24 protein-coding genes and 1 pseudogene are annotated in these 26946 nt (G+C 52.9%); 16 read left to right on the top strand and 9 right to left on the bottom strand.

Annotation, left to right across the window (positions count from 1 at the left end; translation table 11 throughout):
* Positions 1 to 12: 12 nt before the first annotated feature.
* The 3 genes from EDM54_RS13965 to EDM54_RS13955 form a co-directional block, all read right to left on the bottom strand.
* A complete protein-coding gene (locus tag EDM54_RS13965) occupies positions 13 to 1095 on the bottom strand; it encodes an ABC transporter ATP-binding protein (protein WP_003388199.1) in 1083 nt (360 codons plus the stop codon).
* Positions 1096 to 1239: 144 nt separating this feature from the next.
* On the bottom strand, positions 1240 to 3060 hold the full coding sequence (locus EDM54_RS13960; protein WP_003388198.1) for a sigma-54-dependent Fis family transcriptional regulator: 1821 nt from the start codon (positions 3058 to 3060) through the stop codon (positions 1240 to 1242).
* 193 nt (positions 3061 to 3253) lie between these two features.
* Complete coding sequence (locus tag EDM54_RS13955; protein ID WP_122958364.1) at positions 3254 to 4954, bottom strand: methyl-accepting chemotaxis protein; 1701 nt, start codon at positions 4952 to 4954, stop codon at positions 3254 to 3256.
* Between the two features lie 129 nt (positions 4955 to 5083).
* Between EDM54_RS13955 and mobA the strand changes: the two genes are divergently transcribed.
* Positions 5084 to 5731: a molybdenum cofactor guanylyltransferase gene (mobA, locus tag EDM54_RS13950; protein WP_122958363.1), complete on the top strand. Its 648-nt coding sequence runs from the start codon at positions 5084 to 5086 to the stop codon at positions 5729 to 5731.
* Positions 5732 to 5759: 28 nt separating this feature from the next.
* Here mobA and fdhD read toward each other — a convergent pair whose 3' ends face one another.
* A complete protein-coding gene (gene fdhD / locus EDM54_RS13945; RefSeq protein WP_003388194.1) occupies positions 5760 to 6563 on the bottom strand; it encodes a formate dehydrogenase accessory sulfurtransferase FdhD in 804 nt (267 codons plus the stop codon).
* Positions 6564 to 6945: 382 nt separating this feature from the next.
* Between fdhD and EDM54_RS13940 the strand changes: the two genes are divergently transcribed.
* The 11 genes from EDM54_RS13940 (at position 6946) to EDM54_RS13890 (ending at position 19047) form a co-directional block, all read left to right on the top strand.
* Complete coding sequence (locus EDM54_RS13940; RefSeq protein WP_003388193.1) at positions 6946 to 8220, top strand: L-lactate MFS transporter; 1275 nt, start codon at positions 6946 to 6948, stop codon at positions 8218 to 8220.
* A 51-nt stretch (positions 8221 to 8271) separates the two neighbouring features.
* Complete coding sequence (locus tag EDM54_RS13935; RefSeq protein WP_003388192.1) at positions 8272 to 8637, top strand: Na-translocating system protein MpsC family protein; 366 nt, start codon at positions 8272 to 8274, stop codon at positions 8635 to 8637.
* A 242-nt stretch (positions 8638 to 8879) separates the two neighbouring features.
* Entirely contained in the window at positions 8880 to 11228 is a 2349-nt protein-coding gene (locus EDM54_RS13930) for an FdhF/YdeP family oxidoreductase (RefSeq protein WP_003388191.1), read from the top strand.
* Between the two features lie 50 nt (positions 11229 to 11278).
* On the top strand, positions 11279 to 12538 hold the full coding sequence (locus tag EDM54_RS13925) for a molybdopterin molybdotransferase MoeA (protein ID WP_003388190.1): 1260 nt from the start codon (positions 11279 to 11281) through the stop codon (positions 12536 to 12538).
* A 3-nt stretch (positions 12539 to 12541) separates the two neighbouring features.
* Positions 12542 to 13060 (top strand): molybdopterin-guanine dinucleotide biosynthesis protein B, encoded by a 519-nt coding sequence (gene mobB / locus EDM54_RS13920; protein ID WP_122958362.1) that lies wholly within the window; start codon positions 12542 to 12544, stop codon positions 13058 to 13060.
* A gap of 380 nt (positions 13061 to 13440) precedes the next feature.
* Positions 13441 to 15237: a M3 family oligoendopeptidase gene (locus EDM54_RS13915; protein ID WP_024983519.1), complete on the top strand. Its 1797-nt coding sequence runs from the start codon at positions 13441 to 13443 to the stop codon at positions 15235 to 15237.
* 205 nt (positions 15238 to 15442) lie between these two features.
* Positions 15443 to 15892, top strand: a complete 450-nt coding sequence (locus EDM54_RS13910) for a hypothetical protein (protein WP_003388187.1) — start codon at positions 15443 to 15445, stop codon at positions 15890 to 15892.
* A gap of 11 nt (positions 15893 to 15903) precedes the next feature.
* Entirely contained in the window at positions 15904 to 16167 is a 264-nt protein-coding gene (locus tag EDM54_RS13905) for a hypothetical protein (protein ID WP_003388186.1), read from the top strand.
* Between the two features lie 3 nt (positions 16168 to 16170).
* Entirely contained in the window at positions 16171 to 17412 is a 1242-nt protein-coding gene (locus EDM54_RS13900; protein ID WP_039070802.1) for a glutathionylspermidine synthase family protein, read from the top strand.
* Between the two features lie 20 nt (positions 17413 to 17432).
* On the top strand, positions 17433 to 17870 hold the full coding sequence (locus EDM54_RS13895) for a DUF350 domain-containing protein (RefSeq protein WP_003388183.1): 438 nt from the start codon (positions 17433 to 17435) through the stop codon (positions 17868 to 17870).
* A 214-nt stretch (positions 17871 to 18084) separates the two neighbouring features.
* On the top strand, positions 18085 to 19047 hold the full coding sequence (locus tag EDM54_RS13890) for a metal-dependent hydrolase (protein ID WP_024983517.1): 963 nt from the start codon (positions 18085 to 18087) through the stop codon (positions 19045 to 19047).
* A gap of 164 nt (positions 19048 to 19211) precedes the next feature.
* Here EDM54_RS13890 and EDM54_RS13885 read toward each other — a convergent pair whose 3' ends face one another.
* Positions 19212 to 20393, bottom strand: coding sequence for a TolC family protein (locus tag EDM54_RS13885; RefSeq protein WP_003388181.1), 1182 nt, complete (start codon positions 20391 to 20393; stop codon positions 19212 to 19214).
* 255 nt (positions 20394 to 20648) lie between these two features.
* Here EDM54_RS13885 and EDM54_RS13880 point away from each other — a divergent pair, with 255 nt between their 5' ends.
* From EDM54_RS13880 to EDM54_RS13870, 3 genes are all read left to right on the top strand, one after another.
* A complete protein-coding gene (locus EDM54_RS13880) occupies positions 20649 to 21578 on the top strand; it encodes an ArsR/SmtB family transcription factor (protein WP_122958361.1) in 930 nt (309 codons plus the stop codon).
* A complete protein-coding gene (locus tag EDM54_RS13875; protein ID WP_122958360.1) occupies positions 21575 to 22804 on the top strand; it encodes an MDR family MFS transporter in 1230 nt (409 codons plus the stop codon). The genes EDM54_RS13880 and EDM54_RS13875 overlap by 4 nt, the downstream gene beginning before the upstream one ends.
* Before the next feature lie 217 nt (positions 22805 to 23021).
* On the top strand, positions 23022 to 23450 hold the full coding sequence (locus EDM54_RS13870; RefSeq protein ID WP_081924304.1) for a DoxX family protein: 429 nt from the start codon (positions 23022 to 23024) through the stop codon (positions 23448 to 23450).
* Between the two features lie 112 nt (positions 23451 to 23562).
* Here EDM54_RS13870 and EDM54_RS13865 read toward each other — a convergent pair whose 3' ends face one another.
* Positions 23563 to 24183 carry a DUF6143 family protein gene (locus tag EDM54_RS13865; protein WP_003388177.1) on the bottom strand — a complete coding sequence of 207 codons (621 nt, stop codon included), beginning with the start codon at positions 24181 to 24183 and terminating at the stop codon, positions 23563 to 23565.
* A gap of 213 nt (positions 24184 to 24396) precedes the next feature.
* Positions 24397 to 24771 (bottom strand): DUF423 domain-containing protein, encoded by a 375-nt coding sequence (locus EDM54_RS13855; RefSeq protein ID WP_024983513.1) that lies wholly within the window; start codon positions 24769 to 24771, stop codon positions 24397 to 24399.
* Between the two features lie 199 nt (positions 24772 to 24970).
* On the opposite strand from EDM54_RS13855, the gene EDM54_RS13850 reads away from it, so the two are divergent.
* Complete coding sequence (locus EDM54_RS13850) at positions 24971 to 25153, top strand: hypothetical protein (protein ID WP_003388175.1); 183 nt, start codon at positions 24971 to 24973, stop codon at positions 25151 to 25153.
* 1379 nt (positions 25154 to 26532) lie between these two features.
* Here EDM54_RS13850 and EDM54_RS26775 read toward each other — a convergent pair.
* Together EDM54_RS26775 and EDM54_RS26770 are read right to left on the bottom strand one after the other, a co-directional pair.
* Complete coding sequence (locus EDM54_RS26775; RefSeq protein WP_221175479.1) at positions 26533 to 26670, bottom strand: hypothetical protein; 138 nt, start codon at positions 26668 to 26670, stop codon at positions 26533 to 26535.
* A gap of 35 nt (positions 26671 to 26705) precedes the next feature.
* A pseudogene (locus EDM54_RS26770) lies at positions 26706 to 26946 on the bottom strand (hypothetical protein); the annotation flags it as partial.

The raw sequence follows: 26946 nt of genomic DNA, 5'->3' as shown, positions 1-26946 counted from the left end.
TTACAGGGGCCTTCATCGGGTTAACACCACCCCGTGCTCCGGCTGCCAGTTGACGAATAGTTCGTCGCCTTCGTTTACCGGCAGGAGCTGATCCGTTTTTTCCACGGCGACAAAGGGAATTCCCCCGGGCAAGGTGACGACAGTCCGCGTAATTCCGCCGCAGTAGATTCGCTCTGTCAATCGGCCGGGAAGCTGTACGAGCTGGTCAATCCCGGTTTCTACCGGTGCAAGACTGAGAGCCGATTTTTCCGGGCGGATCGCGACGGTCACCTTCTCATTCTCGGGAAGCTGCAGAGAAGCCGCGGCTACCTCCATGCCCCCGCAGTCAATCAGCATCCGGCGGGAATCCCGCAGTTTGACTGTTCCGGTCAACAGGTTGGTCTCGCCGATAAATTCCGCGACAAATCGCGTCGCAGGCCGGTCGTAGATGTCGGCAGGGGTGCCGACCTGTTCGAGGACACCCTTGTTCATAACCGCGATGCGGTCAGACATGGTCAACGCTTCTTCCTGGTCGTGCGTGACGAAGACAAACGTGACCCCGAGCTGCTTTTGCAGATGCTTCAGCTCGACCTGCATCTGCTTGCGCAGCTTTTGATCCAGGGCGCCCAGCGGCTCGTCGAGCAGCAGCACCTTTGGATTGTTTACCAGCGCCCGGGCGATGGCAATCCGCTGCCGCTGGCCGCCGCTCAGCTGCTCCGGCTTGCGGCTGGCGTACTCTTCCAATTGAACGAGGCGAAGAGCCTGTTTGACCCGCTGGTCGATCTCTTCCCTGGCGACTTTTTTGACACGCAAACCGAACGCTACGTTTTCGTAAGCGTTCAGGTGGGGGAAGAGGGCATAGCTTTGAAAGACGGTGTTGACATCGCGGGAGTAGGCAGGCAAATCCTGCACGAACTCGCCATCCAGCTTTACCTTGCCGGATGTCGGATGTTCAAATCCGGCAATCATTCTGAGCGTAGTGGTTTTGCCGCAGCCGCTGGGGCCGAGCAAAGTGAGAAATTCACCTTTCTGGATGTGGAGGGACAGATCGTGTACGACTGTATGTTGACCAAAGCGTTTGACGACGTTTTGAAGCTCCACCATAGGACCAAGCATGGGAACCCCCCTCGTTTTTTTCTTTTCGCACCTCTTGTTACAAGCAAAAATAATGCCAATTTTGAATATTCCAACATATAGGTCGATCAGACACGAAAAAAGAAGCAGAAGGCAGGAAAATCATCGCCCGTTGCTTCCTAGAAATTAGAATACTTTCTCATCATTGAGAAGTTTATGTCCCTCCAGTTTTCTGTATAGAGTCGCCAGGCCGATGTCCAGTTTTTCTGCCACCAGCTTTTTGGCTTCCAGAGAATATCCGTATTGCTGCAGCATGCTGTACAGGATTTGCCGCTCGTGGCGCTGGAGTCGCTCCTTCAACGGCTGATCGGCTTCGCCGGGACCGGTGATGCCGCTGACGCTGTGGTGCTGGCGGATGCGCACCGGAACGCTGTCCAGTCCGATGTACGGCGAGACCTCCATGTTGACGGCGTACTCGATGGCATTTTCCAGCTCGCGGACATTCCCGGGCCAGTGATAATGCATGAACAGTGCCCGAACCTCCGGGGTGAAATCGAGAATCGGGTGGCCTAAAAGCTCCCGGTACTTCGCCAGGAAGTGATCCATGAGCAGCGGGATGTCTTCTACCCGCTCGCGCAGAGGCGGCATGTGCAGGGGGATGACGTTCAGCCGGAAGTAGAGATCTTCGCGGAATTCACGGTTTCGCACCATTTCCTCGAGGTTTTTGTTCGTGGCGGAGATGACCCGGATGTTGACAGGGATCAGCTGGTTGGACCCGACCCGTTCGACCTGCTTGCTCTGCAGGACGTGGAGCAGCTTCACCTGGAGATGCAGCGGCAAATCGCCGATCTCGTCGAGAAAAATGGTGCCGCCGTCGGCCAGCTCGAACTTGCCCGCCTTGCCTTCCCGCTTGGCTCCGGTAAATGCGCCCGCCACATAGCCGAACAGCTCGCTTTCCAGCAGCGCCTCGGGAATCGCCCCGCAGTTGACGATAATGAACGGACCGTCCCGCCGGTTGCTTGCGGAGTGGATGGCGGCGGCTATCATGCCTTTGCCGGTGCCGCTCTCGCCGGTGATCAAAATGTTGGAGGTACCGCGTGCGACTTGCTCCGCCTGTTTGATCACGAGCGACTTGGAGCGGCTTTTGCCGATGATTTCCGAAAAGTACAGGTCCTTGTGCTCGTTGGTCAGGACGTAGGCGAGGCGGCGCATGTCCGCCATCCGGCGAAACGAGGCGACAACCCCCGCTACCCGGTCGGCCACGCGGATGGGACGGGCTGTTACGATGAAGTGCATGTCATGCTCCCCGAGGCGGTAAATCTCCTCCTGCTCGACATAGCCGACGCCGGTTTCAAGCACTTGCAGCATCGGCGAGTCGGCCCAAATCGTTTGCAGGGGAGTGCCGATGAGCTCCTGTTTGTTCTTTTGAATAAGCTGCTGGGCCGTTTTGTTGCAATTGCTGATCAATCCGCGCTCGTCGATGGCGATAATGCCCTCATGGATGGATTCGATCAAGGTTTCCAACTGGGTGAACGTCTTCTTCCACTCGTTCCAGGCTTCCTGCTCGGCGATCTTGCCGGTGAGCAGCTCGGTCATCCGCTGCAAAAAGGTAAGGTACGGCAGCCGATTGTGGATGAGCAGCCTCCTCTGGGTTTCGGTGAAGGCGATCAGGCCGATCACGCCGATCACCTCGCCTTTGTAATGGATCGGCGTGCACAGCTCCGCCAGCTCTTCGGTGACCCCCTGCAGGACGGACGGATCGTAGGAGGGATCGCTGCGGGCGTCCTCGATGAAGAACGGCTGGTTGGTGGTCAGAACCCGGCCGTACAAATAGCCGGCGTTCACTTCGCCGCCCTCCTCCTTGGTGTTGATGCGGTCTTTGTACTTTCCCGTCCCGGCGATAATCGTCATCGTGTCATCGACAATCTCCGTCTCGATCTGCAAAGCGGCTGAGATGGCTTCGGCCACCTGCTGCGTGATCTCCTGGAATTCCCGCAATAAACTCATTTGCATTTCTCCTCCTGTCTGCAGGCAAAACAGTTGCAATACGAGGTCCCCAATCCTTGTAGACGGGGTTTTATTCACAAGACGGAAGCAGAAAAACAGATGCAAAACCCACTTCGACAACAGCAGATAGAATCCTCTCAATTTTGGGAATATTTATAATAAAAAACCGGGCGAGCACCCGGTTGCTTGATATTTACGTGCGAAAACGGTTCACCAGAACCTTTAGTTGTTCCGACAGCTCCGCTAGTGTGAGAGCCGAGGCGGTCACCTCCTGCATAGCAGCCGTTTGCTCCTCCGAGGCGGCCGAAACAGCCTGCGTCTTTTTCGCAGAAAGGCTGGCAATTTCGGCGATTCCTGACACGGCATCGAGAACGGATTCAGTCGTGCTCGACATGTTTTGGGCGCGTCCTGACACTTCCCGAATCATCTCAGTCAGCGAGAGGATCGACTGGCGAATTTCGGCGAAGGAAGCGCCGGCATTGTTGACGGTTTCGATTCCCTCGGCGACCTCGGCGCTGCCGGAGGCCATCGTCTGTACGGCCTGCTCCGCTTCAGCCTGAATGCTGACGATCAATCGCTCGATTTGTTCGGCTGAACGCGCAGACTGTTCGGCAAGCTTGCGCACCTCGTCCGCAACGACAGCAAATCCGCGCCCGTGTTCACCTGCCCGGGCTGCTTCAATCGCGGCATTCAAGGAAAGCAGGTTGGTCTGACCGGCGAGCTCTGTAATCACGTCGGTAATCTGCCCGATCTCCTGGGAGCGCTGCCCGAGCTCCTGCACGACAAGCGAAAGCTGGTTCATGGTATGGAAGATGTTCCCCATCTGCTTTACAGCTTGCTGGATCGCGATATCGCCTTCTTCGCTCTTTGCGCCGGTGTGGATGGCCGCGGCGGATATTTCCTCTGACTGCGCGGCGATCAACCGGGCATTCGAGGAAATATCCGTGATCGCCAGAAGGCCGTTATTTACTTTTTGCACCTGCTCCTCGGAGCCGATCGCGACTTCTGACACATGCTCCGCAATCTGGCGTGAGGCTTCGCTAATCTGTGCTGCGCTGGAAGAAAGATTTTCCGAGGAGGCGGCAACCTCACGCGAAGTCAGCGCGACGGTGTCGAGCAATTCTTTCAATTTGGCGCTCATGTGATTGTAGGAGACTGCGATCCGGCCGATTTCATCGCCAGATGGGTCGCTTAGTTTTCGGGTAAAATCGCCATTCCCGGCATTTTCCAGGACTTCCGTGATCGTGCCGAATCTTTTTTTCAGGCGGCGGGTAAACAAGAAGAACGCAGCTTGGACAATGAGCAGCACGACGATCAATGCCCCGGCAAAAATCGCCATAAACTTTTTCTGGGTGCTGTCGATCAACTCCTGGGAAGCGCCGACATACCAAATGCCGATGACCTTTCCGCTGCTGTCTGTAATCGGCTGATAGGCGGACTGGTAGCGATGGCCGACGACGTTTGCTTCTCCCAGGTAGATCTCGCCATTGGTCAGGACGGTCTGAATGACAACGTCCGATGCCTTTGTGCCGACTGCGCGCTGTCCGTCCTTCATGACATTGGTCGTGACCCGCGTATCGCCCAAAAAGATCGTGACCGTATCGCCGCCTGTCAATTTGCCGATCTCGTCTATCAGCTCGAAATTGTCGTTGATCCGCGTCTCCCCCTTGTAAAGGAACCCGTTCTGCACCGACCATGCTCCGGGAATTTTTTGATCCAGGTAACCATAGCCCAGCGCCAAATCCGACTTGGCCTTATTCAGAGCAGCAGTCTTGATGCCGCTCTCCAGCTGTGTTTGAGCCGTTATCAGGACAACGGCGGAAACCAGCAGCAGAGCGGCTACGAATAGCAAATTCATTTTCGCTCCGAGGGATAATTTGTTGAGAAATGGCATGTGACCGCTCCTTTCTTTGCTATCTTCGAAGTATATTGATAGTATCGAGAAACCGACAATAAAGTTAATTCTTTTTTTCTCTGTGAAAATATAATAGAGTTGAATATTTTGGGTAAAGGAATTGATCGCGTGCGGAAGAAATCGATAGCCGGAGTCATTCTGGCAGGAGGAAAAAGCAGCCGAATGGGCCAGCCCAAAGAGCTGTTGGCATGGCAGGGGAGTACGCTCATCCAATATTTGCGGCAGGAAGTGAACGCGGCTGGATTGCCCTGTCTGATCGTGTCCAATACGCCGGAAGCCCTGCAGAGGGAAGGGGAGAAGGGCCAGGGAGCGGAGGTAGCGGAAGCAGCGGTAGAGGTAGAGGTCACACGCGACCTGGTGCCGTCAGCGGGACCGATCAGCGGGATCGTCAGCGCGTTTCGTTTGCGCAGCGAGGAGGCATTGCTGGTGCTTTCTTGCGATTTGCCGTTTGCGGACCGGACACAGCTCGAACGTTTGATTCAATACGCTGGAGAGGTAAGCGAATGGGATGCGATTGTGGTAAAGGAGGAGCGGCTGCACCCGCTGTTTGCGCTGTACCACAGGAGGTCTCAGCCGAGGTGGGAGGAGGCGCTGCAAATGAAGCAGCATCGCTTGATGGAGGTGCTTCGCGGACTTCAAGTGGTGACGACTCCGCCCGGCTTGCTCGACCCTTGGGCGGCTTTTAATGCCAATACGCCGGAGGAATACCGCATCGCCCTGCAGGAAAAGCAAAAAAGAGAGACCGGGCAGCCGTAACGGCCCGGTCTTTCTCTTTACACAAAGCTCAAGCTGTCGGTACGATGACCCTATGAGGATTCGTGTACACGTTCATCCTGTCATTGCGGATAAAGCCGATCGCCGTAATGTTCAGCTCCTCCGCCAGCTGCAGGGCGAGGTCGGTCGGGGCCGATTTGGACAAAATGATGCCCGCTCCGATTTTTGCCGCCTTCAGCAAAACCTCTGAGGAGATCCGGCCGCTGAAGGTGAGAATTTTATCGGCGGTCGAAATATTTTCCCGCAGGCAGTACCCGTAGATCTTGTCCAGCGCATTGTGCCTGCCGATGTCGGAATACTGGAGCAGCACCTGGTCCGGCGTGCACAGCGCGGCGTTGTGCACGCCGCCCGTCTTGCGGTGAATGTCGGACGAGGCTTGCAGCACATTCATGAGCTGCAAGCATTGCTCCGGTGTGACGGTGACGCCGTCTTCAGCCGGTTTGGCAGTACGCGCGTCGCTGAAGAAATAAAACGACTGCCTGCTTTTGCCGCAGCAGGAGGTGATGCGGCGCTTGGAGTAAAAGCTCTGGGACAGCATGGTCTTCTGATGGGTGTCGACGTACGCGAACCCTTTTCCCTCGTCGATGGTGACTTGCTTGATGTCTGCATAGGAGCGGATCGCGCCTTCTGCGGCAAGAAAGCCGATTACCATTTCCTCCAGATCGGCGGGCGTGCAGACGATGGTGGCAAACTCCTCGTCCCCGAGAAAAATCGTCAACGGGTATTCGGTGACAACCTCGTCGTCTTCCCACTCGGACTTGCCCACCTGTACCTTCAGGACAGGGCGCGTAATTGTTTTGGACAAATCGGACATACTGGCCTTGGCCTCCTTTTGAACCGTTATATCAAAAAAAATTTAAGGAACGTATTGTAGAGTAAGCGCTCACATGGTAGTATACTATTTGAGGTTTTGGTTGTCACAGAATTTTCACCTTTTTACGAAACAGTTCACAAATTGACGTGGGATAGCGTACCTGTCGCCGGTTCTTTTGTCGGACTGCCTGTAAGTGAATACCAAACACTAGCTGTTGATGCTGAAGTAGCGACCCTGCTGATGATTAACTGTCGTGTTTCATCTTTTCGCCCATGTGCCGGTTTCCGGCTTCCAGTAGCGAGGATGGACCGGCAGTTTTTCTTGTTTTCGGGGCGTGCTTCGGTATCGCCTCTCAAGTTGATGATGAAGGAGATGAATTGGCATGCAGCAGAAAGTGAAAAACCGCTGGTTGATTGCAGCGGCTGCGGTGGGAATCCACCTCTCGATCGGTTCTGTTTACGCGTGGAGCGTATTCACCAAGCCGATCACCAGCCAATTTGGCTGGGAGCTGTCCAGTGTACAGCTGACGTTTAGCATCGCAATTTTGTTCCTGGGGCTGTCCGCGGCATTCCTCGGGCACTATGTGGAGAAGCACGGACCGCGCAAGGCAGGCATTCTTTCTTCAATCTTTTTTGGCGTAGGTATTACCGGTTCGGGTCTGGCCATCAGCATGGAAAGCCTGCCGCTTTTGTACATATGCTACGGCGTATTGGGCGGAATCGGACTGGGCGTCGGGTATATTACTCCGGTTTCCACGCTGGTCAAATGGTTCCCTGACCGCCGCGGTTTGGCAACAGGACTGGCGATCATGGGATTTGGCTTTGCATCGATGATTGCGGGACCGATTATTCAAGCACTGATCGAAAGCGTAGGAATCGCGAATACATTCTTTATTCTCGGCATCATTTATTTCGTCGTTATGTTTGCTTCCGCTCAATACCTGGCTCCGCCGCCACAAGGATGGGTGCCGGCAGGATATTCCGCACAAGCAAGCGAGGGACAAAAGCAGATCAAGAAGGACCTGTGCCAGCTGACCGCCAACGAAGCGGTGAAAACGCGCCGATTCTACTGGCTGTGGCTGATGCTTTTTATCAACGTGACCTGTGGTATCGCGATCATCTCGGTTGCGTCTCCGATGGCGCAAGAGATTGCCGGAATGTCTGTCGGCATGGCGGCAACCATGGTTGGCTTGAACGGCTTGTTCAACGGAGCCGGCCGCATCGGCTGGGCATCCCTGTCTGACTATATCGGCCGTGCCAATACCTACACCGCCTTCTTCGCGATCCAGATCGTCCTGTTCTTCCTTTTGCCGAATTTGACGATCCAGACGCTGTTCATGATCGCGATGTTCATCATCATGACCTGCTATGGCGGCGGCTTCTCCTCGATCCCGGCCTACATCGGCGACCTGTTCGGCACGAAGCAATTGGGCGCTATTCACGGCTACATCCTGACAGCATGGGCGGCAGCGGGACTGGCTGGTCCGATCTTTGCAGCCTGGGTACGTGAAAAGACTGGCAGCTACACCGGCACGCTGAGCGTATTTGTGGCAATGTTTGTGGTAGCTCTCGTCATCTCGCTGATCGTCCGTCTCGACATCAAAAAGCTGAAAGAAGAAGCGAAGCGCAAAGAAAACGCTGTTGAACTGGCTAGCTGATAAGTGGTAAAGTTTTAGGTAAGATCAATTAGTTAAAGGTGACTTGCATCGATGAATAAATATGAAGCTGAGTTCAGCAATCTGGTCAGAACCTTCCGAAAGCGACACATGGGCAAGGGACCGAGCAAAATCGTCACGACGTTTTGCAAAAATTGGGCGATTTGCGAGATGGAGGGGAACCTCTCTCCGGTAGAAAAGTTCATTGCGACTGCTGATGAAGGGAAACAGATGCTCCGTGCGGCCCGGACGGAAATGGTAAAGGAAATGTACCGGAAAAACCGTCCGATCGACATGGAGGCATTTCTAGGTGCGGCCCTCGTGGATTTATTCGTCGATATTGACATTGAACGCGATTTTGGGATGTCCATCTTCGTGTTTGACCAAGACATCGAAAAAAAGTTCAAAAACGAGCCGTAAGCCTGAGCGCAGCAGCGATCCTGTGAGCGTTTGGACAAGACGGAGTATCGCCTCACACACGCAAGGTACTTGGTAGCGCTCCTGCCGAAGAACCACCGTGGACATTCCTTTCGCTTTGATGGGACTGTTTCGCGGTGGTTATTTTCTTGCAAATAATGAAAACGCTTTTTTTCGGATGATGGATAGGAAGGAATACGATTGTTTCGGCGGAATAATCGTTAATAAAGAAAGGAGCGAGTGTCATGGGAAAGACGAAGCACAACGGTCCCATTAAGCTTGATACATCCTGGAAACCTTCTATGTGGGCATCTCTGGTTCCAATGGGACTTGGCAAGGTAAAGCCGCATCACATCCGAGATACGGTGAAGGTCATCTACGAGAATCGGGATAACCTCGCATACGCATACCGCATCCTGACGCAGGGAGTGTGCGACGGCTGTGCGCTCGGTGTCTCCGGCTTGTCCGATCAGACGCTGAAGGGCGCTCACCTGTGCACGACGCGCCTGAACGTGCTGCGGCTCAATACGATGCCCGCCATCGATCCGAAATGGCTTGAAAATGTAGAAGAAATGAGGAAGCTGTCCAGCGCAGATTTGCGCAAGCTGGGCCGCATCCCCTACCCGCTCTCCCGCAAGCCTGGTGAAAATCGCTTTGCCCGCATCAGTTGGAACGAAGCCTTAAACCGCATCGCCTCCAAGATCAGAGGCATTTCTCCCAAGCAGCTGGCGTTTTTTCTGACCTCCCGCGGCATAACCAACGAAGTGTACTATACGGCAGCAAAAGTGGCCCGTTTCCTCGGAACGAACAATATCGACAATTCCTCCCGAATCTGCCACTCTCCGAGCAAAACGGCATTGAAACGCTCACTGGGCATCGGAGCGTCCAGTTGCAACTATCAGGACTGGATCGGGACAGATGTGCTCGTCTTTTGGGGCTCGGTGCCAGCGAACAACCAGCCTGTATCCACCAAGTATATGTATGCGGCCAAGAAAGCGGGGACGAAGATCATCCTGATCAACCCGTACCGGGAGCCGGCGATGGAGAAGTACTGGATTCCGTCCATCCCTGACAGCGCTCTGTTCGGCACCAAAATCGTCGACGATTTTTATCAGGTCAATATAGGCGGCGACATCGCCTTCATGAACGGAGTCATGAAGATTTGGTTTGAGATGGAGGAGGCCGAGCGGGGAGCGGCGCTCGATCACGACTTTTTGGCCCATCATGCAAACGGACTGGATGAATTGAAGGCGCATGTCTTGGCTCAGGACTGGGCGGCGCTGGAGAAATCGGCGGGAACGAGCCGGGAGCGGATGAAGGAGTTCGCCGTCTTGCTGGCACGCGCGAAATCAGGAGTGTTCGTCTGGTCGATGGGCTTGACGCAGCACCGTTTTGGCACGGACAACATCTCCCAGGTGGCCAATCTGGCAATCCTGCGCGGCTTCATTGGACGGAAGCACTGCGGCGTGATGCCGATCCGCGGGCATTCCGGGGTACAGGGCTCGGGCGAGATGGGAGCCGACCCGTTCAGTCTGCCCGGAGGAGATTTTGATGAAAAAAGCTGGAGCCGGCTCGAGAAGATATGGGGCTTTTCGATTCCGAAGTGGCAGGGGGACATCGTCGGCGTCTCGCTGGAAAATGCTTTGCTCCCAAACGGCCACGAGCGGAAAACGAGGCTGTTTTACACCAGCGGAGGAAACTTTCTCGAGACGATGCCTGATCCTTCTTATATGAAGAAATGTCTGGAGAACGTCGAGCTGCGGGTGCATCAGGACATCATTTTCAACACTTCTACGCTGGTGGACGCCAAGGAGGAGGTCATCGTCCTGCCGGCGATGACCCGCTATGAACAGCCGGGGGGAGGCACCTCGACCAGTACGGAGCGGATGGTCTATTTCAGCGCCGAGGTAGAGGGGCCGCGGATCGGGGAGGCCCGGGCGGAATGGGAGATTTATGTCGATCTGGCCTGCCGGGTAGACCCCAAGCGAAAGCACTTGATCCAGTTTTCCAGCGCGCAGGAGATACGGGAGGAGATCGCCCTGGCCAATCCGAATTACGACGGCATCCAGCATCTCAAAAAGCGGGGCGATGTCTTCCAATGGGGAGGGGCGTGGTTGTGCGAGGACGGCGTCTGTCCGACTCCCGACGGGCGGGCCAATCTGATTCCGATCGAGCTGCCTGAGCTGCAGAGGCCGAATGGTCAATTTTTCGTCACGACCCGCAGAGGCAAGCAGTTCAATTCCATGGTATATAGTGAGAGAGACCCCTTTAACGACGCGGATCGCTACGACGTTCTGATCCATCCGGAAGATGCCAAAAGCTTGCATATTCGGGAGGGGGAGCCGATCGTCGTGTATAATCAGTTTGGAACGTTTCAGGGCAAGGCGAAGTATGCAGATACGCTTCAGGGAAATATCCAGGTGTATTGGCCAGAGGGGAATGTGCTCATTCCCAAAGGCGTTTACGAAAAGTATGCGGGCATTCCCGAATACAATACGACTGTGAAAGTGGAAAAAGCGGACCGATTTACAGCAGGCAAGGATTTGAAGTACGCGGAAAAGCGGGTGGAGGATCTGGAAGTGGACGTCGGCTAATCGGGCTTGCGATACGCGAGGCAGGGAACATCTAGGAGGAGGAACAAACCATGCGCTTTCAGCGACAAACGATCAGCGTGGAGGAAGCGGTCGGCAGGCTGCTGACCGACCTGGGCAGGCTGGAGGAAGAACAGGTCGACATATACGAATCATACGGACGCATTTTGGCCAGAGATATTACGGCTACGAGCGATCTGCCTCCATTTGACCGCTCCCCGTTGGACGGATTTGCCGTGAGGGCGGAGGATACAGCAGGTGCTACCGTGGAGCAGCCCGTCCCGCTGCAGGTAGTGGAAACGATTGCGGCCGGCGATGTACCGGCAAAGGAAGTGACACCGGGGACGGCGAGCCGGATCATGACCGGGGCGATGCTGCCGCCCGGGGCCAATGCAGTCATCATGTTCGAGCAGACAGAGCAGCCGGGTGAAATGTCGCGGGAGGTCAGAATCAAGCGCCAGCTTGCGCCGGGTGAAAACCTCTCGCGCCAGGGGGAGGAAATGCAGCAGGGCAGCGTTGTAGCCAAAGCGGGCGAGCGCATCAATGCAGGTACGCTTGCCATCCTGGCTACATTCGGCTACGCCCGGGTGCCGGTGGTCCGCAAGCCCCGGGTCGGCCTGCTGTCGACCGGCACGGAACTTTTGGAGGTAGACGAGCCGCTCGTGCCGGGAAAAATTCGCAACAGCAATGCCATCATGCTGTCTGCCATGATCGCGGAGACAGGCGGGATACCGGTCCTGTTCGAAGGGCTTCCCGATGAATTGCCGCTCGCCAAGAAGCGCATCGGAGAGTGCCTGGAGCAGGTCGATTTGTTGGTCACGTCCGGAGGCGTTTCCGTGGGGGATTACGATGTCATGGCTTATCTGACAGACGAGCCGGATGTGAGCCTTTTGTTTAACAGAGTGGCGATCCGTCCCGGCAGTCCGACCACGGCGCTGCTCTACCAAAACAAGCTCATCTGCGCGCTTTCGGGCAACCCGGGCGCTTGTTTTCTGGGCGCCCACCTTTTCCTGCTCCCTGTTTTGCGGTCGCTTTTGGGTGAGGGCAAGGTCCAAACGAAGCGGATCAAAGCGTTTTTGGGCGAGACGTACGACAAGCCCTGCCCGTATCCCCGGTATTTGCGGGGCAAGTTGACAGAGGAAAAGGGGAGCTTGTACGTATGGCCTGATTGGAACGACAAAGCGGGAAACCTTTGCACCATGTCAAAAAGCGAATGCTTTGCCATTATTCCGCCGGGAGGCAGAGGCAAGCTGGCCGGAGAGGTCGTCGAGGTCATCTGTCATGTCATGCCGGGCTGGTCGAGGGAGGAGTGACGGATGGCGAGGGAAGCGGTCGTCCTGCAGATCGTAGGCTATTCCGATTCGGGCAAAACGACATTGATGGCCAAGCTGATCCCGCTTATCGAGGAGGCAGGCATACGTGTAGGTGTCATCAAGCACGACGGCGGGCATGACTTTGAATGGGATCAGCCGGGCAAGGATACGTGGACATACAGAGAAGCGGGAGCCTCGCTGGTGGCGATCACATCGCGGACAAAAACGGCGATGCTGGAGCAGCGGCCGCTGCCTTTGTCAGAGCTGATCGAGCGGATGGCAGCAGCAGGTGCCGAGCTGGTGCTGGTCGAAGGCTTCAAGCGGGAGAACTACCCGAAAATGGTCGTCCTGCGCCGTCCGGAGGATCAGCAGCTGCTCTCGCTCGTATCGGGTGTGGTCGCTGTGATTAGCTGGGATGCTTTTGCACATCCAGAGGTGCCTGTGTTTTCGGTGAATGACCGGGATCGGGTCGCCCGGTTTGTGCTGGATTATTACGAGGCTGGAAAAAAAGGGACGGGCTAAATTGCGTCCTTTTACTACGGGCAATCCTGATTGAAAATGGATTGCGGTACAAAAAGGTGCGCTTAAAAACCGTACTTAAAAGCCGCTCTCAAACAGCCGTTGTCCTGCCACTTGGGAAAACGGCTTTTCTTTGTTTCATTCCGCCCGATCCCCAGTGGTGAGCGTTTCCTAATAGATACAGCTTGCGCATTTGACAGGCGCATTCCTGACGTGAGGCGGATATGTTTGCTCTCTTATCAAATTTTTTCTTCCATCCCAAAATATTTTCTTCCTATAATATAGAGACAGCAAATGAAGACATCCTTGCTTCTACAAAATTTTGGAAATACTCTGCACATGGTGAAACCATTGGGTTACAATGACAGGGGGAGGGGTACATAATGACAAAGCAATTACCACAGCGTTGGGATTTGGATGTGTTTTTTCCAGGCGGAAGCGCCTCGGAAGCGTTTCGTACATTTTTGGGCCAACTGGAAGACGAGGTTGCCGCACTGCGCGCTCAGTTAACACAGAAAGGACTTTCCCTTTCTGAGCCGTCACCGTTTCAAGCCGTACTCGCTACTGTGCAAAGCATTGCGGTTCGCCTGAAAGAAGCGGGGGCGTTTATTTCCTGCCTGACAGCCCAGAACGTCCGGGACGAGCAGGCTACGCTTCTCGGGGGACGGGTCAAAAGTCTGTCCGCTGCGTTTGCCTCCGTTTTGACGACATGGGATGTTCACCTGCTGAACATTGACGAGCAATCATGGAATGCGATCCTGCAGCTACCGGATGTGGAGCCGATCGCCTTTCCGTTGAACGAACGGCGCAGACGGGCTCAGGAAAAGCTGACTCCTGAACAGGAGATGCTGGCTACCGATCTGGCTGTCGACGGATATCATGCCTGGCAGGATTTGTCCAATGCAGTCGTAGGACGCATGACGATTGAAGTGGAGATCGACGGGGAGACGAAACAACTGTCAGTCGGTCAAGCGGCCAATCTGATGAACCATCCGGATCGTTCCGTCCGCGCTCTCGTATTTGCCAAGTGGGAAGAAGCTTGGGCGAAAGAAGCAGAATTGTTTGCCAAAGCGATCAACCATTTGGCAGGCTTCCGTCTCGCGCTGTACCGCCATCGCGGCTGGGAATCCGTTCTGCGCGAGCCGCTTGACATCGGCAGAATGCAGGAAAAAACGCTCGATGCGATGTGGCAGGCGATCAACAACCGCAAGGACCGCCTGGTTGCGTACCTGGAGCGGAAAGCGAAGCTGCTCGGTGTGGAAAAAGTGAGCTGGTACGATGTGTCCGCACCGATCTCCAAAGAACATAAACAGGTTTCTTATGATGAAGCGGCTGCCTTTATCCTCGAGCAGTTCGGCCGTTTCCACCCGGCGATGGCTGAATTTTCCCGCCGTGCATTCGAGGAAGGCTGGATCGAGGCAGAGGATCGCGCAGGCAAACGTCCCGGGGGTTTCTGCACCAGCTTCCCGGTGAGAAACCAATCCCGCGTATTCATGACTTACGCTGGAACTGCGAAAAACGTATCGACCCTGGCGCACGAGCTCGGTCATGCTTATCATCAGCAGGTCATGAGCGGTTTGCCGCAATTGGCGCAAAATTACGCGATGAACGTGGCGGAGACGGCGTCCACCTTTGCGGAAATGATCGTCGCCGATGCGGCTGTGAAAAACGCTGCCAGCGACAAGGAACGCATCTCCCTTTTGGAGGACAAACTGCAGCAGACCGTCGCTTTCTTTATGAACATCCACGCTCGCTTCCTGTTCGAGACGCGTTTTTACGAGCAGCGGAAAAAAGGACTGGTCAGCGTCGGCGAGCTGAATCGCCTGATGGTCGAAGCGCAGAAAGAAGCCTACTGCGATGCGCTCTCCGAGTACGAGCCGCATTTCTGGGCGTCCAAGCTGCATTTCTATATCACCACCTATCCGTTCTACAATTTCCCGTACACCTTCGGCTATCTGTTCAGCCTGAGCGTATATGCACGCGCGCTGCAGGAAGGGCCCGGCTTTGCCGACATGTACGACGCCCTGCTGCGCGATACGGGGCGGATGACCGTCGAGGAGCTGGCTATGCGCCACCTGGGCGAGGACATTACGACTGTGGAGTTCTGGCAGACAGCCGTCGATCTGGCGGTAGCCGACATCGATGAATTCCTGCGGTTGACGGAAAAAGAGACGGTGTAGGAAACGTCCCAATAGCAAGATCCGGCCGGTGAATGGTCGGATCTTTTTTGGTGCGGAACGTTTTCCTTCGATGGGAAGGGCCAGCTTGAGCGTACAGAGACATCAAAAATGTCCTGCTGCCAAACCATTTTTTATCAAAAATAGGAGAAACAAATCATTTCCATATCCGTAAATATTGATATTCTGTTACGTGGAGGTGAAAAGGATGGCTCGACTGGAATACCGTCTGCTTGACGAGGAAAAGGATTATCCGGTTTTGTACTATTACGACGGGATTGACAAGGACGAGATTTCCTTGCGGTTTGCCTGCGATTACCTGGTCAAGGGTCACGTCGTGTTTGAAAAGACGTCCTGCGCGACTGAGCCGGGGTGCTACGTCATTTATGTCCGGTATTCTGCGGAGGAGCAGGCCGTGGACTACGTCGATACAGCGGCAGCACGCTGGGGCAGCATTCAGATTGAGTTGCGCGAGTACAAGGAAGGAACCAATGTATACCCGCTTATACATACGTACTCCTTCAAGGATGACGACGATGTTCTATTGCTGTTGCAAAGCGACTATATTACTTTGAACGGTCGCGAATGGGAAAAGACATCTGCAGAGGTGGATGAAGATCGGCGCGTGTATGTTTATTACGCACGGCCGTCAGCGTAGGAGGAAAGATGATGACACAAACCAAGACGGCTAAAGTAGTCGGACTGTTCGTGGCTGCGGCATTGACGATCAGCGGCTGCTCGTCGGGGGGCTATGACGACGATTGCTATGACGCGGACAATGATGGATATTGTGATGATGGCGGGGGCGGTTCGAGATCGAGCTCCTCTCACTATTACCATTCCAGCAGCAGTAAAGACAAGAGCAGCTCATCAGGCATCAGCAGCGGTTCCAAGGGCGGCATCGGCAGCTCCGGAACGTCCAGTTCGGGGTGAGAGATGACAGCGCCGCACAACATTGATCGGGAACGTTTATACGGTCCTCTGAGGACGGAAGGCGTGTTTACATGGGATTGGATGTACGGCGAAGAATACGCGTTGGCCGACATTCATCTGATCACAGGCTCCTTTCGCGAGGAATTGGCTTTGGCGACGAAGCAATTGGCCGTAATTTTCGCAAAAACGGTGCCCGTGCTGCAAAAGGCAGATGACTCTCTGTTGCTTGAGCTGGGTGTGCCGCAACCAGCACTGCGAGCTGTGCGAACCGCCATCCCGCAGATTCCTGCGACGGTCGTCGGCCGTTTCGACTTTGCCCAGACAGCAGAAGGGTTGAAAATGCTGGAGTACAACAGCGATACGCCAACGGGGATTGTGGAAGCCTTTTGCGTCAATGAGCACGTCTGCCATGCTTTTGGAGTAAATAACCCAAACCAGGGGATGGAGAAGAGATTTGCTCCGTCATTTCAGAACATACTGGAAGCTTACAAAGAACGGGGGTACCGGACGAAGCACATCTGGTTCAGCGCGCTTGACTGGCATGAAGAAGACAAAGGGACGACGCAATACCTTCTGGAAAAGTCCGGGTTGCCAGCCCGCTTTGCCGGACTCGAGCAGCTGCGTGTCTTCGAGGACCGGCTGTACGTGCTCGAGGGCGAGGACCTGACCCCTGTGGATGTCCTGTACCGGCTGCATGCCCTGGAAAAGCTCGCAGAGGAGAGAGACGAGGACGGCTACCCGACCGGCGAGCATGTGCTGCAGCTGATCGCAGATAAAAAGCTGGCGATTATCAATCCGCCTTCGGCCTTTTTGCTCCAGTCCAAGGCTGTTCAGGCCCTGATCTGGAATTTGCATGAAGCGGGCGAGTTTTTTTCGCAGGAAGAGCATGACATTGTTGCAACGTATATGCTGCCGACCTATTTTGAAAACCGGTTCGCGGGCGTTGCCGATTACGTCACCAAGCCTGTCTTTGGGCGGGAAGGAGGCGGGGTCGTGCTGTTCGATGCGGAAGGCAGCGTCGTAGAGAAGGACCAGGAGGAGTTTTACTGGGACCAGCAGATGATCTACCAAAAGCGCGTGGAGCTTCCCGTCGTTACGGTAAGAACATCTGAAGGACAACGCGAAGGGCGGCTGCTCTGGGGCTCGTTTTTGATTGGCGGAGAGGCATCGGCAATCATTGCCCGTGTCGGAGGGCCGATCACCAACAACATGTCCTACTATTTGCCGGTAGGCCTACAAGAATAAAGGAGGGAGAAGAGAGCGACATGGACTCACAAGTGGGGTATCTATTAAACTTTCTTTCTTATTTGGCTGTCACCATTCCCATTTTGGGAGTAGGTATTTTTGTATTTACTTTTACGACTCCGTACAAGGAATTTGAACTGATCAAGAATGGATCGCAGACAGACGATCCGAAAAAAATGGCTGCAGCCAAAGCGGCGGCCCATGATCTCGGGGGAAAAATCATCGGGCTTGCGATCGTGCTCGGATCTGCGGTTTACCATTCCGTAAACCTGCTGGACCTTTTGCTCTGGGGGATTGTCGGGGTCGTTTTTCAGGTTCTCGTCTTTTACCTGTTTGAATGGCTCACTCCATTTAAAGTCGTTTCGGAAATTCCAAACGGAAACGTATCAGTCGGCATCTTTGCTTCCCGCTTGAGCATTGCGGCGGGGCTGCTGCTGGCAGCGTTGATCAGCTACTAGTAAAGGAACCGTCAGGGTGTATGCCCCGGCGGTTTTTTTGTCGCTCGTAAATCGGACAGCCCCTCGCTTTCTTAAAGAAACCTTTACCTTGCATTGATTCAGGAGTTACGAATGTTCCGTACAGTTGAGGGAGAGGGAGAAAGAGAAAGGAAATAGGGAGAGCGCTGTTGCAGGAGGCTATGCGTACAGCAAAAAACGTTTGGGAGGGATCGTCATGGATACGGGAAGTCATCTGTTGCTGGGAGTTACTTTGGGGGGCCTTGCCCACCTGAGTCCGGGCGTCGCGAGCGATCCGGTATTGGCGCAAGCGGTCATGGCTGCGACTGTGATTGGTTCAAATGCACCCGACTTTGACACGGTGGTCCGGGTCAAGGGACAGACAACCTACATCCGCTATCACCGGGGGGTTACGCATTCAATCCCGGCATTGTTCCTGTGGCCGGCCGTTATTTCCTTGCTGGTGTCTGCCGGTTACGGTTTGTGGGGTCATCTCTGGCTCTTGTATGGGTGGGCTTTGGCTGCGGTCATCCTCCACGTTTTTCTCGATATGCTGAATACGTACGGCGTCCAGTGCCTGCGTCCGTTGTCACAGCGCTGGGTCCACCTCGACATTCTGGCCATTTTCGAGCCGTTCCTGTTTGTGCTGCATGCGGGTGGGCTGGTATGGTGGATTTTCTTTCACGGAGAGCCGGGAACGATTTTCGCGATTGTCTATCTGGCATCATTTGGCTATATTGCCGTCCGGGCTTGCCAGCATCAGCTGCTGATTCGCCGTGTGAAAGGCCAGTTTGGCCTGGACGGGGTGTATCATGTGATCCCCAGCTTTCATCCGTTTTTCTGGAGGTTTGTCGTGGAAACGGACCGCCACTTCTATACGGGAAAAGTGGAGTATCAGCACATATATGTAGAGGAGGTTTACCTGAAGGAGCAGAGGAATGAGATTATTCGGGCCACGATGGGAGTCGACGGGGTCAGGGCCTTTCTCGGGTTTGCCCAGCGGGTCCATGTGACGTGGAAAGAGATTCACGACGGTTATGAAGTGACCTGGAGCGACGTGCGGTTCTGGTACGATCGCAAGCTTCCCTTTGGCGTGGATGTTCGTCTGGACCGGGAGCTAAACGTCGTTTCTCTGAAAATGGGCTGGCGGAAGAAAATGTGGAATCCGCCGTTTGTGTGACTTGGTGCACGGGAGCTGTCCCGTGTTTTTTTCCGTGTTGTTTCCATCCTCCTTGGCTAATTGCCGGAGCCTTTTTGTCATTGATTGATGTTTGTGAGGGAGAATGTGAAACTCCCAACCTGTTCGTTAAAAAAGGTTGGGAGTATTTATAGCTGGTTGGACGATTAATACGATGAATACCCGATCGAATGTTTTAAGGTAGCTACCGCTGTGTTGTACTGGTAGATGGATTCAACATGCCTTGTCTCCAGCTCCAACAATTCGCTCTCCTGCTGGGCCAACTCCGAAAGAGCCGCCTTCCCGTTGTGATAGTTTGACAGAACGGCGCGATAACGCTTCTCTGCCGATTTTCTGCTTTCAGCGCTTTCCTCCATAGCTTGTCTGGCCGCAACTGCTTTCTTGTAGCTTTCCGCGATTTCCTGATCCGCCTTTGCTTTTGCTCGCTGCAAAAGAAGCTCCGCTTTTTTTCCGTCGTTTCTAGCCATTTTGCCGAGGTATGTACTCAAAGCGGAATAATCTTTGAGGTAATCGATTTTTTCCTGGGCAAATGTTTTCTCGGCTATCGCTTTTACGATGTCCGGGCGTTTTTCGTACGCGGCTTTCTGGATTTCCTCAAGAACGGGCAGTTTGTCATTCGTCAAGTCATCGGCTGCCTCCAGCTTCCACTCTTTGGACGGATTCTCATTCAACAGTTCGTTTAGCTTGGCTAAAGCTTGTTTATGGTTGGTTTCGAGATTTTCGATGTTTTTTTGCGTTTCTTCACTTGGAGCGGAAGACCAGAATTGTCGCTTGATGCTTTTCTTTTGCAAGTCGAGCTGTGCTTTGCCAAACAGCGCGTCAAGGTAAGCTTTTTGCACTTGCAGGCGCAAAGTGTTTTCTTGTGCTTTCATCGCAGCCTGGCTATGGACGAGGTCCTTGCGTGCCTTCGCCATTTCCTCGTACTTCTTTTTTGCCTGATCAAGCGTTTTTATCGAGCCGCTCTTGATGGCCCCTTTTTCTTGCAAAGTCTGGCGTGTCTTGTAATAGGTTGAATCGGCATCAAGCCGCAGCATGGCCAGATCGATGCTGTTGTTTAGCGCTATGTCTTCAGCCTGAGCAAGCGTCAATGCTGCTGCTTTTGCCTGTTCAGTCTGGTTTCGTGTGAATGCCGCTGCCTCAGCCTGTTTTGCCTGGTTTACCGTTGACGGCGCTGCATCCGTCTGTTTAACCTCGCTAAGCGCTGCTTTGTCTGCGCTAGCTTGTTCGGCATGTGCAGCAAACGGAACACCAAGAGCGATGTGCGATCCCGACAGGAAAGCGGTGATCAAGGTTGTACTGTAAAGACGTTTGATAACTGTAGATTTCATATGAGACCTCCAAAGTAAATATATGATAACGATTATCATTATCAATATCGTGTTTAGTATATATTTTCCTGTTCACATTCGTCAACATGAAAAACGCACTCACATTTTAAAAATTAGCAGATAACCAGTCGCATCACGTCCTTGTAATGCCAGATGCAAAACGGGAAGGACGCCAGGGATCCAGTGCTCCTATTGACAAAAAACAAACAGGAGGGGTAAAGTTGAATCATCAAATAAATATTCGATGGTGATCGAATGAAAAATATGTATTCTATATATATCGAATTCTCTCCTGTGTACGAATGTATAACCAGCTTTTATGCATACACCCATCAAAAGGAAGTGAAAAGCTATTTTCTCGAACCTGCCTGGAGAGAAAAAACAAAACAACTGCTGCCAGCGTCCTTTGCTGCAGAACTGGAGGATGAGCGCTGGGAGGTGCTCCACCGGATCGTTCTTTTGGCTGCACAGTCACCCCGAAAGGAGACGGTCGGCGAATTCCTTGACTGGCTGGGCTCGCTGCCTGCCGGAGAGATGTATGAGCGGATGGCACCGTGGGTCGACTCTATTCCACTCAATTTGGGAGAAATTCGTGATCGCTCCTTGAGGCTTTTGTCTAGCTGGAATGAGCATTACTTTTCCCGTCAGGAGCAGGCTGTTTTGGCTTCTTTGAAAGAAAGCGCGGGATACTTGCGGGAGCGGGCAAAGAGCATCGAGGCGCCGTTCTTGATCGATGAAGCGACAAATGGCATCTGGATCGAGCCGACAGAGAGTCTCAAACGCGTCGTGCTTGTTCCTCAGGCTCACTGTACACCGACCACGATTCTTGACTTTTATCGCGGCATGGCGACGGTCTTGTACCCGGTCATTGACGGAGAAATTGTGAAACAAAACCCAGTGAGGCAGCTATTGGCGACTACCCAATGCCTGGCTGACGAGAAGCGCCTCCTCATCCTTCGTACGCTGGCCCAGAAAACATGCACATTGAGCGAATTGCAGGCAGCAGTCGGGCTCGCCAAAAGCACCGTTCATCACCATGTCACGGCTTTGCGCAGGGCAGGCCTGATCCGCGCCCACTACGCTGACAGTACAACGGTGCAGGGCTATAGCATACGGGACGCGGTCTTTGCCAAACTGCCTGACATGTTGTCGCAATACTTCTACGATGGAGGAAGCGAGCGATGAACAGGCTGAAAGAAGCGTGGGCCGCCCAACATCCCGTTGTCCATCTGCTGATGGCAGGCACCGTATTCGTCATGCTGACGCAGTCGATGAGCATGCCGTTTTTGGCGATTATGCTGAGCGAGACGACGTCGCTGTCGCCTGCAGAGATCGGCGTGATTATCGGTGCCGGTCCCTTGGCCGGAATGGTCGGAGGATTTCTGGGCGGCCTGCTGTCCGACTTGTTCGGTCGCAGAAAGCTGATGCTTCTGTCCATGCTTTTGATGGCAGTCGCTTTCGCCGGATTTGTCGTCACCAACGACCCGTTCATACTCCTTCTCAACAGTATTTTGAGGGGATTGGCCAGCGCCTTCTTCGGTACCGTATCCAAAGCGCTGATGGGAGATTTGACACCGGAGGACAAGCGGTTTCGCGTCTTCGCCAACCGGTATTTGGCGATCAACCTGGGCTTCTCCATCGGGCCGATGCTGGGGGCTTTTCTCGGAATCGCGGGCAGCGGCTTCACGTTTGTGCTGACTGCCATGACCTATTTGCTGTTCGCCGGATTGCTCTCGTATGTTTGCAAAAAGTACCGGGTAGGGGACGCGCCCGGCCAGTTGGCGGAAAAACCGCAAGTTGCAAAGATGTGGCAGGTGCTTGGCCGCGATGTCGTCCTGCTGATGTTTGTGCTCGGAGGCGTACTCTTGGTTACGGTACATGGCCAGATGTCCGTCACACTCTCTCAGTATCTGCAGCAGAACATCAAGGAGGGCGTGGCTTTATTCAGCGTGATGATGAGCGTCAACGGAGTGACTGTTCTGCTGCTGCAGGCCCCTTTGACCAGATGGGCAGAGCGCTTAACGCTGTTTCGCCGGATGGTCGGGGGAGTGCTCTTGATGGCTGCAGGCGAGGTTGGCTTTGCCTTTTCCCAGGAATGGAGCTCATTCATCATTGCGATGATTGTATTTACTCTTGGTGAAATATTGATCGTTCCAGCAGAATACGCCCAGATCGATCAGATTTCTCCCGCACACATGAGGGGAACCTATTATGGAGCGCAAAGCTTTAGTGAGTTGGGCAATTTTTTGGGCCCGTGGGCCGGCGGCATGATTTTATCCACTTATGGGGGAACGGTCATGTTCCTCGTCATGGCGGCACTCGCCGTCATCAGTCTCGTGTTTTACGGAGCGGGGCGCAGTCTTTACGAAAAGAAGCAACGCAGGTTGGCCAGTCCAGTATCTGCAGGTTGAGCCGGACGAACGATGCCAACGTGAGATATTGGTGTAATATCGTATGCAGTGCCAAATAGATTACGAACGCAGTACGGCATGCAGAGTCGAAGCCGAATCAGAGCCATATGCAGCACCGAATCCGTCACGAAAGCCCGGACTTTTTCTGTTCGGGTTTTTCCTGTTTGTCCGACAGGGAGCATAGAGTAGTAGAAAAAGAGAAAAGGAGGTCGCAAAGATGCAGAAACGGATGGAGGAAGACGACACAGCAGCCGTTTCTTGGGGAAAGGGGATCGAGCAGGCGTCGTTTCTATTTTTGCGGTTCGTAACCGGACTGGTTTTCTGGGCGCATGGCCTTGCGAAGCTGAAAAAGGGGATGGAGCCGGTCGGAGAATCGTTTGTCGGCTACGGTTTGCCGGAATGGCTGGCTTATCCTGTTCTGGCCGTGGAACTGCTCGGAGGAATGGCGTTGATCCTCGGTATCGCCACCCGCTATGCGGCATGGGCGCTGGCAGCCATCATGATCGGTGCCATTGTTACGGTAAAATGGCAAAACGGCTTGATAGGAAGCGGAGGCAAAAGCGGGTATGAGCTTGATCTGGTGCTGCTGGCGACAACTCTCTACCTGGGTGGTCGAAGGCAGAAGCCGCGGATAGCAACGGACTAATGAGTCGTTTTCTGGCAACAGCTTTTATCGTTTCAAAGGCCTCCCGACTGTTCTGCGACTTGGATTGGGATGTGCATGAAGACGCGAAAAAACCGCCAACGTGTAGCGGTTTTTATCGGTACATCGGCTGCTCCCACCATCCGAGCGAAACGATCAAATCGACAGCTTCTCCCTCCCCGGGAAAATAAAATAGCAGAGCTGTACCGGGACCCAGTATCCAATGGCCGGTTTTTTCGGCGGCGACGGATGAGCTGGGAGAGACGACCCGCGTAGCCGAGGCAGTGCCGTTCATGGGAAGCGGGCCGGTATCGTAGACGATCTGACCTTGGGGCTGTGGACAGGGGGAGAGCTGCACAAATCCGGGTGTGACGAACTGGGATACGGTAGGATTGCCGAGAGAAGCGGCTTTGCCGAACCAAAGCTGCGCTTCAGCCGGATAGGCGGCAGAGCGGTTCGTGATTACATACTCATTTACGAACAGATGGACTTCAGAGCGGAGCGGATTGACCAGCGCCGCCCAGGCAGAAGTGCCGCCCCCCGCTGTCAATGGTTCGGTCTGGCCGAGGTAGTATTTGCATTGCATGGCCATGGCCATGGGCAAAGGGATGCCAACGTTCGCATCGGGATGTTCTTCGGCTGTCTGTCCTGGATAGGGGTAAAAGCCCATTTGCATGTACATATCTGTCATGCCGTAAAAGTAAGGCGGCTGATGAGAAAACGGGTGTTTTGCCATCCGGTTCGCTCCTTCGGGGAAACTCACCTACAGGATATGGCAAAGGCCCGGGTGCCGTGCTAGGCATTTTCGCTGAAGATGTCAATTCCGCGTCTGCTCAAAATCGCGGCAGCCTGGCGAACAGGGAGGCGCGGCAGTCCGAATTCTGTTGCAGAATGGAAAACGGCTTCTCCGTCGAAGAAGAAGCCGCATGATGTAAAGACAATGAGTAGGTTAAGAAGCTGTTTTCCACGCCTGGATGGCAAGCAGCGCCCAGCCGACCAGGAAAAGCACGCCCCCGAACGGGGTAATCGCACCCAGCACCTTGATGTTGGTCAAGCTGAGGGCATAGAGACTGCCGGAAAACAGGACAATGCCGAAAAAGAAGCACCAGCCTGCCCAGGTCAATGTGGAGGAACCGGGGAAAAACTTGATGAGCAAGGCAACCGCGATCAAGGCGAGAGCATGTGTGGCCTGGTAGGTAACGCCGGTCTGAAAGACGCCCAGCAAATACTCATCCAGCTTTTGCTTCAAGCCATGGGCTGCAAACGCGCCGAGTGCAACGGACAAAAAACCGTTGATCGCGCCAAGCAATAAGAAGGTACGCAACGTATATCGCTCCTTTGAAGAGGAAATGGTCAATTCAACTGACTCGCTGCTTCTATTGTACCTTACAGGAAGAGCAATGCCCAATTGCAAATTGATGAACACGCCTTGTACTTCTGTCTAAACCGCTTGGCCACCTCTCGCATAGGGTGTAGTAAATCCAGCAGAAGTTAGAGCTGGGTGAACGGGAGGTGACGCACAGATGAACAAATGGCTCTCGCTTCTTGGCGGCTTGGTCGGAGGCTATGCTTTTCTGAAAACGCCTCTGGAAGGTTCCTTCCTCTCCGGCCTGAACCCTGTCGTGGATGGACTGGGCATTATCTCGATACTGGTATTTTCCGCTGCACTTATCTATACAGGTGTACGCGACATCATCCAGAGGTAATTGCAACAAAACGGGGATACGGGTTCTTGTGCCGATGGCGGCGTCCGGGGGAAGGACGCCGTTTTTTTTATGGAGGGAATTGAGGCGATAAACTTTAAGGAGAACCAAGTCAGAGTAGCAATATATAACAAGTATTGGCATCGCACTAGGAGTTTAGAGTGGGAAAACGAAGCGACGAAGTTTTGGCTTCTGGTGCTCAATGAGTTGAAAAAGAACCGTAGTGTCAAGTATATGAATCACATCCGTTAATAATTTGAAAGGGTACTGAAGTGATATCAGTTTCCTATCTAAAGTTTGAAATCCACAAGTTAATCATATATCAGAATAGAAACTCGATTAAGTATGTATTCCACAAGTAAGAGTAAGATTATATGGAAACCTAACCCAATTTATAACGTTCCACCGGAGCAGACAGCTTTAAAAGTACGGGATCATTTTAAACATCCTTCTCAATTTATATCTTGAGCAATTTGTCAATCCCTATCGGAGATTCAAAGGTTGATTTTAAATCCGAATGCTATTGAGAGTTACCACTGGAATTTCGGAAAGTAACCGATAGGAAGTTATCTAAGGTAGAGGCTCATCTCAAATGCTCTACATTGATGACGGACATCTTACTGGAAATGGACGGGTTGCGTCAATTAGGTCTGTCAAGATTTTCGAGTAAACTCAATCAACCTAAATATATGAAAAGGTTTCATCCCCCTAATAATTTTCTGATTTTTCTCTTCCAATTAGGGTCATAGGTTCGCTTTACCTACGCCTTTGACTCGATTGGTTCTAAGGGAGAACTTCTAATTAGGGAATGAAACCTTATATACTGGTATGTTTGATTTTACATAAATTTATTTACAGACCCTGAATCTTCGACCATTTTCCACGGAATGATATTCCTTCCCCCTGTTCAGAAGATAGAATCTGAAGTTGTAGTAAACAGATGATAAAATTCAAAATGAATGTTTATTGTTTATTTTACAATGCTTATCAAAGTAAACTGTACGATAGCTCAAAGTGTACTTCGAGAACTATTTAATCTTTTGTTTTATTCGTCTTAATAAAATTACTTGACCACTAAATAAGAATACTAGAACGGCACATGAGCCAATTAACACAACCTCCGCCATTTGGCAGTACACCTCTCATTTCCTATAATTAACATAGATTTAAGAGAAGAAACCCTGATTGTATTGTTTCTACATTCACAAACTACGATGGAAATTGATCTTCGTCTTCACTATTTTCCTTCTTTTCTTTATTTGTTTTTAAGTGTAAGTCAAGAATATTTTTTACTCTAACTTGCAAGTCCACATGGTTACATGTGACTACTAGAACTAAAAAGCAGACGATAACGGCGAGCACATTTATCAAATCAGATGGTATCATAGTTGAATTTCTCCCTGGCGGATGGCTTCAATCATAGCGGCTTTCATTTCTTGAATAGATTCTTCTCTAGGTAATTTAATAAAGTTTGCAAGGTATTCCATATCAGGGAGTAGAAAGTCAATAACTTCCATCATAGCTTGGTTATCACCTGCCATTGCAAGTTTAAAAGTCATGTAAAAGGAGTCATTTTTTCTTTGAGTATTCGAAGGTATTTGTTTTTGCATTTGTTCACTCCTTGTCTCGAGATTTTTAATTTTTTTGCTACTTCTTCTTCTGTTTGTCCGTCGATGACAATACTACAAATGATAAAACGAGCTTTTTCTGGTATTTGAGAGAGTACTTCTTCGATATAGAGCTTTGAGACGGTATGAGAAGTGATATCTTCACCATTGTCAACTGCAAATGAAAAT

The sequence above is a fragment of the Brevibacillus borstelensis genome (assembly GCF_003710865.1).
GTDB classification, from domain to species: Bacteria; Bacillota; Bacilli; order Brevibacillales; family Brevibacillaceae; genus Brevibacillus; species Brevibacillus borstelensis.
This window is presented reverse-complemented; position numbering and strand designations above follow the sequence as displayed.

Coding starts and splice junctions, on each gene's coding strand:
- EDM54_RS13890 (WP_024983517.1), top strand. CDS start 18,085: ATGGATACGGGAAGTCATCTGTTGCTGGGAGTTACTTTGGGGGGCCTT.
- EDM54_RS13960 (WP_003388198.1), bottom strand. CDS start 3,060: ATGAGTTTATTGCGGGAATTCCAGGAGATCACGCAGCAGGTGGCCGAA.
- EDM54_RS13895 (WP_003388183.1), top strand. CDS start 17,433: ATGGACTCACAAGTGGGGTATCTATTAAACTTTCTTTCTTATTTGGCT.
- mobB (WP_122958362.1), top strand. CDS start 12,542: ATGGCGAGGGAAGCGGTCGTCCTGCAGATCGTAGGCTATTCCGATTCG.
- EDM54_RS13935 (WP_003388192.1), top strand. CDS start 8,272: ATGAATAAATATGAAGCTGAGTTCAGCAATCTGGTCAGAACCTTCCGA.
- EDM54_RS13925 (WP_003388190.1), top strand. CDS start 11,279: ATGCGCTTTCAGCGACAAACGATCAGCGTGGAGGAAGCGGTCGGCAGG.
- EDM54_RS13930 (WP_003388191.1), top strand. CDS start 8,880: ATGGGAAAGACGAAGCACAACGGTCCCATTAAGCTTGATACATCCTGG.
- fdhD (WP_003388194.1), bottom strand. CDS start 6,563: ATGTCCGATTTGTCCAAAACAATTACGCGCCCTGTCCTGAAGGTACAG.
- EDM54_RS13850 (WP_003388175.1), top strand. CDS start 24,971: ATGAACAAATGGCTCTCGCTTCTTGGCGGCTTGGTCGGAGGCTATGCT.
- EDM54_RS13865 (WP_003388177.1), bottom strand. CDS start 24,183: ATGGCAAAACACCCGTTTTCTCATCAGCCGCCTTACTTTTACGGCATG.
- EDM54_RS13955 (WP_122958364.1), bottom strand. CDS start 4,954: ATGCCATTTCTCAACAAATTATCCCTCGGAGCGAAAATGAATTTGCTA.
- EDM54_RS26775 (WP_221175479.1), bottom strand. CDS start 26,670: ATGATGGAAGTTATTGACTTTCTACTCCCTGATATGGAATACCTTGCA.
- EDM54_RS13910 (WP_003388187.1), top strand. CDS start 15,443: ATGGCTCGACTGGAATACCGTCTGCTTGACGAGGAAAAGGATTATCCG.
- EDM54_RS13965 (WP_003388199.1), bottom strand. CDS start 1,095: ATGCTTGGTCCTATGGTGGAGCTTCAAAACGTCGTCAAACGCTTTGGT.
- EDM54_RS13915 (WP_024983519.1), top strand. CDS start 13,441: ATGACAAAGCAATTACCACAGCGTTGGGATTTGGATGTGTTTTTTCCA.
- EDM54_RS13885 (WP_003388181.1), bottom strand. CDS start 20,393: ATGAAATCTACAGTTATCAAACGTCTTTACAGTACAACCTTGATCACC.
- EDM54_RS13905 (WP_003388186.1), top strand. CDS start 15,904: ATGACACAAACCAAGACGGCTAAAGTAGTCGGACTGTTCGTGGCTGCG.
- EDM54_RS13875 (WP_122958360.1), top strand. CDS start 21,575: ATGAACAGGCTGAAAGAAGCGTGGGCCGCCCAACATCCCGTTGTCCAT.
- EDM54_RS13900 (WP_039070802.1), top strand. CDS start 16,171: ATGACAGCGCCGCACAACATTGATCGGGAACGTTTATACGGTCCTCTG.
- EDM54_RS13940 (WP_003388193.1), top strand. CDS start 6,946: ATGCAGCAGAAAGTGAAAAACCGCTGGTTGATTGCAGCGGCTGCGGTG.
- EDM54_RS13880 (WP_122958361.1), top strand. CDS start 20,649: ATGAAAAATATGTATTCTATATATATCGAATTCTCTCCTGTGTACGAA.
- EDM54_RS13870 (WP_081924304.1), top strand. CDS start 23,022: ATGCAGAAACGGATGGAGGAAGACGACACAGCAGCCGTTTCTTGGGGA.